Origin of the sequence: Hymenobacter sp. AT01-02 (assembly GCF_000961955.2) — a bacterium.
Taxonomy (GTDB): Bacteria; Bacteroidota; Bacteroidia; order Cytophagales; family Hymenobacteraceae; genus Hymenobacter; species Hymenobacter mucosus.
Genome location: NZ_JZIR02000014.1, coordinates 109,468 through 122,090, shown reverse-complemented (window position 1 = coordinate 122,090; position 12,623 = coordinate 109,468). Strand labels below are relative to the sequence as shown.

The 12,623-nt window shown below is 53.6% G+C and carries 7 protein-coding genes and 2 pseudogenes; 5 read left to right on the top strand and 4 right to left on the bottom strand.

The genetic code is table 11. From position 1 onward, the window contains the following. Nucleotides 1–2 precede the first annotated feature (2 nt). Together VI25_RS05415 and VI25_RS28820 are read left to right on the top strand one after the other, a co-directional pair. On the top strand, nt 3–761 hold the full coding sequence (locus VI25_RS05415) for a carboxymuconolactone decarboxylase family protein (protein WP_045688822.1): 759 nt from the start codon (nt 3–5) through the stop codon (nt 759–761). 34 nt (nt 762–795) lie between these two features. Next, nucleotides 796–1,775 (top strand): annotated as a pseudogene (locus VI25_RS28820) (aldo/keto reductase). Nucleotides 1,776–1,837: 62 nt separating this feature from the next. Here VI25_RS28820 and VI25_RS05405 read toward each other — a convergent pair. From VI25_RS05405 to VI25_RS05390, 4 genes are all read right to left on the bottom strand, one after another. After that, the gene (locus VI25_RS05405) at nt 1,838–2,515 is read right to left on the bottom strand and encodes a flavodoxin (protein ID WP_152981502.1); all 678 of its coding nucleotides are present in this window, start codon (nt 2,513–2,515) and stop codon (nt 1,838–1,840) included. A gap of 71 nt (nt 2,516–2,586) precedes the next feature. Further along, complete coding sequence (locus VI25_RS05400) at nt 2,587–3,054, bottom strand: nuclear transport factor 2 family protein (RefSeq protein WP_045688824.1); 468 nt, start codon at nt 3,052–3,054, stop codon at nt 2,587–2,589. 100 nt (nt 3,055–3,154) lie between these two features. After that, complete coding sequence (locus VI25_RS05395) at nt 3,155–4,321, bottom strand: aldo/keto reductase (protein WP_045688848.1); 1,167 nt, start codon at nt 4,319–4,321, stop codon at nt 3,155–3,157. 1,042 nt (nt 4,322–5,363) lie between these two features. Next, entirely contained in the window at nt 5,364–7,733 is a 2,370-nt protein-coding gene (locus VI25_RS05390; RefSeq protein WP_045688826.1) for a DEAD/DEAH box helicase family protein, read from the bottom strand. Between the two features lie 700 nt (nt 7,734–8,433). On the opposite strand from VI25_RS05390, the gene VI25_RS05380 reads away from it, so the two are divergent. The 3 genes and pseudogenes from VI25_RS05380 to VI25_RS05365 all read left to right on the top strand — a co-directional run bounded on the left by VI25_RS05380 (nt 8,434) and on the right by VI25_RS05365 (nt 12,612). Then, a complete protein-coding gene (locus VI25_RS05380) occupies nt 8,434–8,877 on the top strand; it encodes a very short patch repair endonuclease (RefSeq protein WP_045688828.1) in 444 nt (147 codons plus the stop codon). A gap of 141 nt (nt 8,878–9,018) precedes the next feature. Then, nucleotides 9,019–10,452 carry a DNA cytosine methyltransferase gene (locus tag VI25_RS05375; protein WP_082455422.1) on the top strand — a complete coding sequence of 478 codons (1,434 nt, stop codon included), beginning with the start codon at nt 9,019–9,021 and terminating at the stop codon, nt 10,450–10,452. Continuing rightward, nucleotides 10,364–12,612 (top strand): annotated as a pseudogene (locus VI25_RS05365) (ATP-binding protein). The gene VI25_RS05375 and the pseudogene VI25_RS05365 overlap by 89 nt, the downstream one beginning before the upstream one ends. Nucleotides 12,613–12,623: the final 11 nt, after the last annotated feature.

The window sequence follows — 12,623 nt, the reverse complement described above, 5'->3', positions numbered from 1 at the left end:
TCATGCGGCAACTCTTCTTTCGGATACCAGCGCTGACGTTTTTGCTCCTGTTGTTTGTGCTGCCCTTGCAAGCCGGAGATTCTGCGCCCGCAGCCGATTCGCTGACGGGTCGCCAACAAGCCATCGTGACCATTGCCGTCCTCACGGCCAAGGGCTATTTACCCCGGCTGCAGCAGGCCCTGGGCAAAGGATTAGAGTCGGGCCTGACCATAAATGAGGAGAAGGAAGTGCTGGTGCACCTGTATGCCTACTGCGGCTTTCCTCGCAGCATCAACGGCCTCAACACACTGCTCAAGGTAATGGAGGAGCGCAAAGCGAAAGGAATTACGCATGTGCTGGGCAAAGAAGCCTCGCCCATTACCAGCACCGCCTCCAAGTACGAGCGCGGCAAACAGAACCTGGAAACGCTCACCGGCACACCCGAAACGGGGCTGAAGACAGGTTACAGCGCCTTCAGCCCGGAAATAGACCGCTTCCTGAAAGAGCATTTGTTTGCTGACCTCTTTGAGCGTGACGTGCTGACCTACCAGGAGCGGGAGCTGGCCACCATTGCCGCGCTGGTAAGCCTGGGGGGCGTCGAGCCCATGCTGCAAGGGCATCTGAGCATTGGACTGCACATCGGCTTAACGCCCGCTCAACTCCGGCAGCTGCTGGCCTTAACGGAGGTGAGTGGCGGAAAAACGGGAGCAGACGCCGGCCGGGCCGTCCTCGCCAAGGTGCTGGAGACCAGCAGCCAGACGAGCGCACCGAAGGGCAAGTAAGCCATCAACCTGTTTACACCTACAACTAATACCTATGGAAAAGCGAAAAGTGGGCACCAGTGGCCTGGAAGTCTCCGCGCTCGGACTGGGCTGCATGGGTCTGACCTTCGGACTAGGTCCGGGAGTGGCGCCGGATGACGCTATTCAATTGATTCGGTCCGCTTTCGAGCGGGGCGTGACCTTCTTTGACACGGCGGAAGCCTACGGGGAACTCAACGAAACACTCGTGGGGCAAGCCCTGGCCCCGGTGCGCGAGCAGGTAGTCATTGCCACCAAGTTCGGTTTCAAGGAGGGCAAGCCCCAGCTCGGGATGGACAGCCGGCCCGAGCGTATCCGGGAAGTTTTGGAGCAGTCGCTCCGACGCATGAAGACCGACTACATCGACCTGTTCTATCAGCATCGCGTCGACCCGAGCGTGCCCATGGAGGACGTGGCCGGGGCGGTCAAGGACCTGATTCAGGAAGGTAAGGTGAGGTACTTTGGCCTTTCGGAAGCCGGCGCGGCCGCCATTCGCCAGGCACACGCCGTGCAGCCGTTGTCGGCCCTGCAGAGCGAGTACTCCCTGTGGTGGCGCGAGCCGGAGCAGAGTGTGCTGCCTACGCTCGAAGAGCTGGGTATCGGCTTTGTCCCGTTCAGCCCGCTGGGCAAGGCTTTCTCACCGGCAAGATTGACGAGAAGACCGAGTTTGACCCGACGGACTTCCGCAACACGGTACCTCGCTTCTCGCCCGAAGCGCGCAAAGCCAATCAGGCGCTGGTGGACCTGTTAGGCACCATTGCCGCCGACAAGCAGGTTACCCCGGCTCAGATTGCGTTGGCTTGGCTGCTGGCGCAGAAGCCGTGGATTGCGCCCATTCCCGGTACGACCAAGCTGCACCGGCTGGAAGAAAACATCAGTGCAGCTGCTGTGCAGTTGACCGCCGACGACCTGCAGCGCATCGAGCAGGCTCTTGCCCAGGTAGAAATCCAGGGAGCCCGCTACTCGGCGCAGTCGCAACAAGCCATCAACCGCTAAACGGACCGTTTCACCCCGTTCATTCAGTAAATGGCCCTGGCTGCTGACGCGGCCGGGGCCATTTACTTGGTGCCGAGCAGGTTGATTCTTTTCAGCCAGGCGTGAACTTCCGTCTGGACCTGCTTTTCTTTCGTCCCCTCCATCACGAAGAGCACACCGTCCCGTTCTACCCCGCCTCGGGTCGAAAAACCTTCCAGAATGGTACTCTGGGGAGCCAGCGCTTTGACCGTCTCGAAGCTGCTGCCTACCCCATAGCCCGCATTGGTGTTGAAGGGCACGAGAGTTTTGCCGCTCAGGTCAACCTGCTTTAGAAAGCTCTTGATGGGCGGGGGCAACTGCATGCCCCAGGTCGGGAATCCCACAAAGACTACGTCGTACTGCTGCAGGTTTGCAATTTTCGTGCGCAGTGGGGGCAGGTAGCCGGTTTGATTTTCCCGGGCCACTTGTTGCACCGTGGCTTGGTAGTTGGCCGGGTAGGGCTGCTCCAGTTCCAGCGCTACCAGCGTCCCGCCTACGGCTTGGTGAATCATGCCCGCTACGGCCTTAGTGTTGTTCGTGCGCGACAGGTACACGATAAGCACTTTGCTCGGCTCGGGGGGCGCTTTCACGGGTGCCTGTTGGTCTTCCGACTGGGAGAACGAACACGCTGAAAGCAAGAGGAAGCACCCCAGCAGCCAGCGCGTGATGGCAGTCGAAAATTGCTTCCAGCTTTGCAGGTGTTGGTGCGCCTGTTTTTCCATGAGAAGTACTGTTGGCTGGTGAAGGTTCCGAACGAAGATTTCAACGCTGGCAGCCTGGGAAACGTCTGGCACTAGGGAGTGAGCAGGCGGGTAAAGGAGAGCGAGCCCAGCTTCCACTTGCCTTTTTCGCGCACGTACACTTCCGTCACGATGAAGGGGTTGGTGACCTCATTTCCTCCCACCACGGCAAGCAGCCGGATCTTACTCAGCAGAATGGCCGTGTTTTCAATAATCTGCACCGACGTTTCCTCTACGTCCGCCTGCTTGTAGTGTATGCTCCCGCTGCGGATGACATCGAGTTCCTGTTTTTTGCCCCAGCTTCCGCCCATATGGACAAACATCGCCTGGTCATCGAAGAGGACCGCCAGCGTGTCGGCTTTGCGCTCGGCCATCCAGCGCCACTTGTCCTTGGAAAGCTTCTTGATCTGTTGCTCTGCAAGCACATTCTTCGCCGGTGCAGCACTTCCACTTTTTTGTTGGGCGTAGGAGCCTGGCGCACCCAGCAGTAAGAAACTCAGGCCGAGAACTATACCTTTCATAGGGGTAGGTAGCTGATGAGGCCGCTAGTAGTGGAGCGACCAATGAGAGAAGTGGTTATTGCTGTGGGGATGCCACAGTTCGTCTTGAGGCTACTGGATGCTACTGTTTGGGTGCTGCTTCCACCCCGGAAAACTGGAGGACCATCTGCGGTAGCCGTTCTCCTTTGACCTGAATCGTAGCTAACTCCGCATTGAATTGCCCCAACTCATCGGCCGTAAACCGGACCGCATCCGCGCCGTTGTTCTCCAGCATGTGGGCCATCTGTGTGGTGCCCGGGATAGGCACAATCCACGGTTTCTGTGCCAGTAACCAAGCCAGCGAGATTTGGGCGGGGGAGGCGCCTTTCTGCACACCCCAGCGTTTGACCAGTTCGACAAGGGCTAGGTTGTTAGGCAGATTTTCCGGCGAAAACCGGGATTCTATGCCACGAATATCGCCGGGTGCAAACCGGGTGCCCACGTCAATGGCCCCGGTGAGAAACCCTACACCTAAAGGGCTCCACGATACGAAGCCGATGCCGAGTTCCTGACAGAGCGGCAGCACTTCCGTTTCCGGTCCCCGCCAGAGCAGCGAGTATTCGTTCTGGATAGCCGTCACCGGATGCACGGCATGCGCGCGCCGTACGGTTTGTAGGCCAGGCTCGGACAAACCGTAGTGCAACACTTTGCCCTGGCTGATGAGGTCTTTGATGGCCCCGACCACATCTTCAATAGGCACAGCCGGGTCCACCCGGTGTTGGTATAAGAGGTCTATGCGGTCGGTGCGCAGGCGCTGCAGCATGCCGTCTACCACGACTTTGATGTGGTCGGGTCGGCTGTTTAAACCGGGTAGCCGCTGCCCGGTTTTTTGGTCGATGTTCCAGCCAAACTTCGTCTCAATGACAATTTTATTGCGGAAAGGGGCTACTGCTTCACCCAAGATACGCTCCACCTCAAACGGCCCGTACGCTTCCGCAGCATCAAACAAAGTGACCCCTTGATCGTAGGCCGCCCGGATGATGTTGTGCATCTCGACCCGGTTAGGCACTTCCGTAGTGTACTTGCGACTCATGTTCTGCACTCCCAGGCCGACACTGGAAACTTCCAGAGTGCCCAGCTTACGTCTGCCACTCACTTGGCTTTTGGCGGCTGCGGACCGAGATGAAGAGGCGGGTACAGAAACGGAGCAGGCGGACGGCAACATAGCGCCTCCAGCCAAGAGCAAACCCGTTTTCAGCAGGTCGCGGCGGTTAAGGTGTGAAATCGGTTTCCCGGATGAAGCGTCCATGTTCATAGGTAGAGTTTAGGTGACTGCCATCTGGGAACGTAGAAGGACTACACCAGCCCCTGTCTGCGTCTGGGTTAACTAGAGTGAAGAGCGACAGACGGGCCCAGCAGCTTACATGACTATGACAAAGTTCTAGCAGTCGTGCTACGCTGGAAAAAGAGATTCAAACCATTGAGTAAACAATTCAAACACTTAGCTGTGTCGAAGGACACGTAACTCTTCATGCTGTAATTCCGACTCGGTCAGACATCGTTTAAGTCCTTACCCCGAACGCCTGATTGTAAAGCCAGTACCTTCGTCTCAAGAGCTTGTAGGGTAAGGAACAGAGGAGATTCCTAACTCCACCGCATTTAAACATGATCGATGTAACTTACTAAACATCAAGTGAAGCTACATGAGGTGGGGGGGAGGTCGGTTGCCCCGAAGTACCGGGGGGTGTTTCTTAGGGTACCCAGCACACTCGCGTTCACTAAAGCTCAGATTTTTCCCAAATTTTTTCTGAGTGTCCGTTTCTGTGGCCTTCCTGCTTTGAACCCCACTGTATTACGCGGCATAGTGCACCTACTACAGTAGTTTGTATAAGAGAGGAGTTAGCTATATAGTGCTGCTAGAAAGTGCTGTGTAGTTGTGTAGTAATGCTCTGTTCACTAGGCAGCTTCGGCGTGTCGACTTGATTGCTTGTGCCGAACGTGAAGGTTGTTAAACATGTGCAGAAGACTGTTACTAGCGTCTGAACTCACGGAGTTAGCTATCTAGTGTACTATCAGGCGCTGAAAGTTGTGTGGTCAGGAGAAAGCGTCTTAAAGCAGCATTACGGCTATCTCCTTGTTCGCACATGCGCACATGAAATTGTTACCGACGTCAAGACGGAGACAATGATAATTTCTCGACAAGGGGCAAGCATTAGACAACACGGCGTCACTGCCCGACGACTTACCGATTTTCTGCGCAACTCCCATATAAGACTATTCCAGAAAACTGGTAAGTTAAACGACAAGTGTGGTCACCTCTAATCGTCGACACCCTTGTCGGGTAAGCATGACTAGCTCTGCCGAAAGTCTTCTGTCGACGAAGCAATGTTCGTCACCTTAAGCTTATAGTGAGGTTCCTGCTTGCCGAAGATGTCAGCACGTCCCTCGCGTGAATGTGGTACACCTGATAAACCTAGCTCCTGACGCAATAACCGTAGTGCAACACTCCAGTAATCAAGGTCCTCTTTCGAGTAGCCCGGTAGAGGGACAAGGCCGCTCTTGAGTAAAGCAACTTCAGTCGTCGCTGTTTGGAGAAGATCCACCAGCTTAGCACAGACTTGCTTGACGCTTTCAGACAGCACGTCAGTGAATGAAGCAGGCAAGTAGAGCTTCCCACCAACATTTTTCGCGGAATTGAGCACCTCGTGCTTGAGGTCCTGCAGGCTGTTCTGAATGAGGGTGAAGTAGTCCTCCTGTGTTTTGGGCACTATCAGGGGCTGGCTTATGGCGCTACTTACCAGGAAATTGAAGCGGGCACCTTTCTTCAGCGGTTTAGATAGCACCAGTGCTTCTGCTACGTTGTACACTGCTTCGGTGATAACTCTGGTCTGCCCATACAGCTCACGAAGCGTTCCTGTTTTCAATCCACTGGTACGCGGGTCGAGAAGGTAAGTAATCTGTTCACCAGAAGAGTTTTCCCCGAGCACTTGAAGTATCGTCTCAATGCCGTCGTGAATGGACGATGGATGGTACTCTGCAAGGCGGCGTTTGGCTTCAGCCTGCAGAAACTCTGTCCAGGACGAATCCTTAGGCAGTGAAACTGTGGCTCCCGTATATGCTTCTACGGTCAGGGTTGAGAGCGAGCAATTGGTGAATTGTTCTTGTAGCGCCATCCACAGGATGAACGGACCCAGGCCCTGCCCATTTTCGTCCAACGTCTCATCTTTGAAAGACGGATATTCGGCAAGGGTGTAGTCATACAAGCTACTGAAGCCTACTGTGTGGTCGTAAGCATTAGCTGTAGCAGGGTCTACACTACGCTTGAAGGCCGCAAGTTTCTGTTGGCGAATATGATGTAGCTGGGTAAACTCGTCGAATAATTCCTGCTCATTCCGGTAAGCCACCTGACTGATAGTCTCGCCACGAAGCGAGCGGAGCACATTCTCGCACCTTACATCTAGCAGAAAGTCCGTGTTGTGGATATATGTTGTGAAGGGTGGCATGAACACATGAATGTCTCCACCATTGCGAACTCGGGCGAAGGCCTGAATCACCGAGGAACGCATGTCACTAAACGCCCCTAGCTTAGCTGAATCCACGTTCTCACCAGTTATGCCGGGCAGTACGACAATGAGCACTGCCTCGGAAGTGGTGATGTTTACGCCCGTTTTAAAGGTGGTGCCGATGGAGCACCTGGACTCATCGAAGGCAGTTTTGTTGTTGCCTGTGAGTAGGAGGGGCTTTGATGTTCGCTCGCTAATAGCTTGACCTGAGGGGCTGTGCTTGTCGTCGATTAGTTTTTTTGCCAGGTTTTTGAACGCAGCCAGCAAGTGAAACTGCCGGTCTGAGGCAGCACGGATGACCCTATCCAAACCTGCAAGGCCGTGCAGATCACGCTCGCTATAGTTCTGGGCGCAAATGTGCAGATGTAAACGAGCTTGAGTCTTCCCTTTGACCCGGTCGGCCTGGAAAACGCTGATACGTCTTTCTGTCAGAAACGATACTGCTTTGACTACCTCAACAGCATCGTGAGTAAAGGTGGCACTGGCAATGAAGACCTTGTGTACCAAGCCGAACCACTCCAGCAGATGAGGAAAACGCTCCGCATCGAACACAGAGGTTTTCTCATGAATCTCGTCCAGTATCACAATGACCTTGCATCCGTGAGTATGCAAGTAGGATCGTAGTTCTTCCCGGTAATCACGCTTTTTAGTCGCTTGTCGTACATACTTTCGCCCCCCACTGCTGAGCAGGAAATCCGGCGTCATTAGGTGAACGATAGCCTGGGGAGATGGGGATGCCGCTGTATCAAGCTTCGCAAGTTTGGTGCAGTCGACGTAAGTTACTTTCCGCTGCGTGAGCTTATCACTTAGTTCGCTGAGCAGGCGCAGAAAGGGTGCGCAGTAGAATACCACATACTCATTAGATGCAGCGTATCGCTGCACACAATCCAGCAGCAATTCGGTCTTACCCGAACCAGCCTGGAAATTAAGCACTGCAGTATCGGCTGCGAGGAGATCTAATTCACGCAGATGAGTGCCACAAGAGAGGTAGGTTCCTGGGTCGAGCGCGACCTTGTGAAAAACCGTTCTGTATTTGCTTACAGGAGCGTCTGAGAACGAGTTGTCCTTTTCCCGGAAAAGGTCGGCTTTTAGCTCGAAATAGCTAATTGGTTGTGGATTGGGGTCGAGGTCGTGTTGGACAGAACTGTACTCGTTCATTTTGCTTTGGTGTTTCCTGCTGCCTGTCGGTGAGGGGGATTTTAACAGGTAGCTTGGAACATTACACTGCAACTAGAACCGCTCGTCCCTCCACTCACTTCCGTCAACGTACCATGTAGTTTTGTGACCCGAGAAGTGTAGTCCACATGCAAAAGCAGCACGCTCATATGCATCCTGGTTCGAGCGCCCTACCACAAGAAACTCCTCTTCCAGGTAAGGAAGCGGTCTGAATTCGTCAGGTAGATGGGGCCCGTCTTCTCCTGTGACCCGTATATGGTAAGCGTGGTAGCCATCAGGGAGCCTGTTAGTAATGTGCTCAACGTGGTTGCCACAACGACGACAGTGCAGGTCAACTCGCATATTGGAGTCCTCCTGAAGAATTGTACGCCCTGCTGAATGGGGTGTAGAACCATTCTGACACTCGCAATACAGGTGTAGAAATGTTCTGGGAGAGTATCCAAAGCCAGTAGGTTCAGCTAAGATCATTACAGTCGAGATGTGGTAACAAAGGTACCGCAATACACTCATAAAACCTGTGCCGTATACGGTTCGCTTACTGAGGAGCCTGTGTCTTACAGGTGACGTTGTAGTGTGAGGTGCTGTTTGCCGAGCCTGATGAGCTTGGTTAAGGAGCTACCGCAGGATGATTTCGTAACTCTTGCTGAGGGAATTTGACGTACAATGTGAGTGTTGAGAAAGTATGGCTGATGTTCACAGTACCGCTACCCGTAGCTACAATATGTCCCAGATTAAGGGTAAGGACACCAAACCTGAGCTGGTTGTCCGGCAATACCTTCATGGGCAGGGACTCAGATTTCGTCTCCATCAGAAGGAGCTGCCGGGTAAACCAGATATAGTCCTACCCAGATATCGTACTGCAGTATTCGTCCACGGGTGTTTCTGGCACGGGCATGAAGGGTGTCGCTACTTTGTTACTCCAAAGACACGTACAGACTTCTGGATGAACAAAATAGGCCGAAATGTAGCCAATGACCTGAAGCAACAGGCAGAACTGGCAACACTTGGATGGAAAGTGGTAACGATCTGGGAGTGCGAGCTTAAGACGCACAGAAGGCAGGAAACTCTGGCTGCATTAGTGGATAACATCACAGGACCACCTGATTCAGCTGCCCTTGCTACCTGAACTTACATTTTGCTTCTTTGTAGAATTGGAGAGGAACGGTATGTGACGACAGTCTGTATTTACTCCGATTTACCGCTCCATAGATTACCGTTGGCGTTTGTTGAGAAGTTAAATCGATTTCGAGAAGGGGCTCCCCTTCGTGTGTTAGATCTGTTTTCGGGATGCGGGGGACTATCCCTGGGCTTCCATCGGGCTGGGTTCACTATCGCTGGTGCGGTAGAAGTGGATCCACATGCGGCACTTACCCATGCCCGCAACTTTCACAATAGGTCTCCTGAGGAAATGGAGGTTCATGGCCGCTCCCGTGACATTACTAAGGTTGATCCTGGTGACCTGTTGGAAGAGTTAGGAATTAGGGGGCCTATTGACGAAGCTGTCGATATCATTGTTGGGGGGCCTCCGTGTCAGGCTTACACCCGGATAGGGAGGGCAAAACTCAGGGCGCTTGCTGAGCACCCGGAAGCGTACCTGCAGGATACGCGTGGTAACCTGTATTTGCGTTATTTGGAGTACGTTGCCCTGTTTAAGCCACTTGCGCTGGTCATGGAGAATGTGCCGGATGCATTGAATTATGGTGGGATTAATGTGGCTGAAGAGACGTGTGAGGAGCTGAAGGGTTTTGGATACACTTGCCAGTACACGTTGTTGAACTCAGCATTTTATGGAGTCCCGCAGATGCGTGAGCGGATGGTCTTGATTGCCTACCGGACTGAACTTGGCGTAGAGGTAACATTTCCTGAAGCCACCCACTCCATTCAACTTCCACGTGGTTACCTGAGTGCACGTAACGCCGCTCTCAAACACGTTAGGGTAGACCTGTTCTCGCGTCACTATGTAGAAGTAGGACGTGATAATCCAGCGTTGCCTCCGGCTGTTACTGCACAGGACGCTCTCTGTGACTTACCGAAGATTACCGAGCATCTGCGTGGCAAAATGAAGCGTGGAACAAAGCGTCTGGACGCCATTTGCCCTTACAACCCAGGAGTTGAGCCAGGAGCTTATGGGACTATGATGCGGGAATGGGGTGGATTTGAGAGCACAGCTGGTGTGGATGCCCATGTGATCCGCAGTCTGCCGCGAGACTACAAGATATTCCAGCGTATGGCTGCAGGCGACCAGTATCCACAGGCACACATGTACGCCAATCAGATGTTCCAGGAGGAGCTTAAAAGGCGCTACAAGCGGCCGCTCCCTGTAGATAGTGCACGCTACAAGAAGCTTCACAAGGAATACGTACCACCCTACGATCCGGAGAAGTTTCCCAATAAGTGGAGAAAGATGGAGCCGGATCAGCCTGCCCGTACACTAATGGCACACCTGGGCAAGGACAGCTATTCACATATTCACTACGACAGCGCACAGGCGCGTACCATATCTGTACGTGAGGCCGCCCGTCTTCAATCATTCCCAGACGGATTCGGCTTCTGCGGCACTATGAACCCGGCATTTAAACAGATCGGTAACGCCGTCCCTCCTTTACTTTCTTATGCAGTTGCCAGTACTATATCCACTACTCTCGACGGAGCTCGCGCCGCCGTCACGCAAGATTGCGCTCAAGTGCCTCAAACACTCTGATCTGACAATATTCAAGCGGTACTTCGACTCAACTCCTCGCTCCAGCAAGCAGAAAGCCATCAACCTGGACGCGGCAGTGCTGGTTCATCTGTTCTTTCCTGCGTTACGCGAAGCCGAAGTTTCCATACCAGTGCAGCTGAATGTGCAGGGGCCAGGCGTAACGTCTGTTCACCAGATGCTGCGCTATGTCAGAAAGCAGTCCAAGAACTGGAGACTTGAAGGAGCGTTGATAGACGACCCTCAGGATGGCGATCCTTCGCGTTACGGTCAGTTGAAACCCGACGATCTGGCTCTGATTGAGTTTGTCGATGGTCCGGATGGTCTGCCCTTCCGGGTTAATCTTCTGCTTGTGAGTGTGACACAGAATGACGACAAGGCAATACATGCTGCGTTGCGCGAACTTCTCGTGAGCGGAGGAGTACGTGGAAGCATGATAGGTGTAAGTCCGGAAACGCTAGCCAGAAAACTGCAAGATGCTCTCTCTGAAGTTCATCCAGTTCGCTCGTTTTTGTCCAACGTCCCGCTGGATATGTGTGATGATCAAGCAGGTGGGGCTACAGTAGTTATTGCCAGCCCTCAGGTACATTCAGCCGGACGAGCAATGGAGCAGGATCGCCTTACCAGCGAACAACTCCCTGACAGAACACAACTCCAGGTGCAGCCCCTAATCGGACATGTGAAGTCAGGGGCGTTTGCTGGGGTTGCTTACGAAGAGGTCCGGCCAGAGGCGGCGGCTTTTGTCGAAACGCTTCGCGCCATTGGGTACTCACCTGAGACTGCCATCGCTGACTTAGTGGACAACAGTATAACGGCTTCAGCATCCGTAGTTTCCGTCGATTTCCGTTGGGCAGGTTCCGACTCAGTCGTGATAATTACCGATGATGGCATGGTATGTCTGAGGATTCACTTGTCAATGCAATGCGTCCAGGTTCCAAGAACCCGCTTCAGGAGCGTAACAGCACTGATTTAGGACGCTTTGGTATGGGGCTTAAGACTGCGTCGTTTTCTCAGTGCCGCCGTCTGACAGTTCTGTCCAAGGAAGAGGACGGTGACGTGCATTACAGGTGCTGGGATCTGAACCATATAGCATCAACTGACGACTGGCAACTACTAACATGGGTGTCAGACCCCATACTTGTGGCTCAACTGAAGACCCAGCCCCATGGAACAGTAGTGGTGTGGGAGCTGGCAGACCGGCTGGTGGGGGGCATGCTATCCGAAAAGGGTAAGGATCTGAGCAAGTTCAACCAAATCATCGAACGGGTACAGTGGCATCTCGAAATGACCTTTCACAGGTACCTGCAGCAAGGGCTGGTAATAAAAATAAACGGGGTGTTGCTCAAGCCGTGGGATCCTTTTCTCGCTGGCCGGAAGGGTACACAGCGCTTACCGGATGAAGAACTCGCCGAGCAGGTTTCCATCACTCCCTACGTCCTGCCTCATCACAGGATGTTTGATACTGATGAGGAGTGTGCTAACGCAGGAAGGATTAAGGGCTGGAATAGTCATCAGGGGTTCTACGTGTACCGCAACGACAGATTGCTGGTCGCTGGTGACTGGCTGGGGATGTTCCCCAGAAACGAGCACCACAGACTGGCACGTATCGCCATTTCTCTGCCTGCAAGCCTGGACCAGGAGTGGCAGATCGACATTCGTAAAGCAAGAGCCCGGCCGCCGCATTTCTTAAGAGAGCGGTTGCAGGCTATTGCTGCGGTAACTCGCAAGCGGGCTGCAGACGTGTATCGTTCGCGCGGTTCCAGACTCCAAAAATTAACCGGGGCAGGTGATGATGTGTCTCCGGTGTGGATGCTGGAAGTTAAGGAGGGTAGGACGCGTTACAAGCTTAACCGTGATCATCCATTCTTGCAGTCACTCCTGACAGACCTTGATGGCTCACCTCTGGCCACAAGGTTGAAGGACGCCCTGCGCTTAGTGGAAGAGTCTATTCCGACTTCTCAGATAGCTGTGACAATGTCAGAAGCCAATGGCTCGGAAGGATACCCTTTTGATGATGACGAGGGGGAAGCGTTTGAAATGATGCAGCGTGTCTACAAGCGAAAGAGAGCAGCTGGACACACGCAAAATGAAGCCCGGCAGTACGTATCTTGTATCGATCCTTTCCACCGCAAGCCCCACCTTCTGGAGCAGCTGGTAGGCTGAAATAAACTACA

Bases quoted from the DNA above. Each gene is read 5' to 3' on its own strand.
- VI25_RS05415 (WP_045688822.1), top strand. From the start codon at position 3: ATGCGGCAACTCTTCTTTCGGATACCAGCGCTGACGTTTTTGCTCCTG.
- VI25_RS05405 (WP_152981502.1), bottom strand. From the start codon at position 2,515: ATGGAAAAACAGGCGCACCAACACCTGCAAAGCTGGAAGCAATTTTCG.
- VI25_RS05400 (WP_045688824.1), bottom strand. From the start codon at position 3,054: ATGAAAGGTATAGTTCTCGGCCTGAGTTTCTTACTGCTGGGTGCGCCA.
- VI25_RS05395 (WP_045688848.1), bottom strand. From the start codon at position 4,321: ATGGACGCTTCATCCGGGAAACCGATTTCACACCTTAACCGCCGCGAC.
- VI25_RS05390 (WP_045688826.1), bottom strand. From the start codon at position 7,733: ATGAACGAGTACAGTTCTGTCCAACACGACCTCGACCCCAATCCACAA.
- VI25_RS05380 (WP_045688828.1), top strand. From the start codon at position 8,434: ATGGCTGATGTTCACAGTACCGCTACCCGTAGCTACAATATGTCCCAG.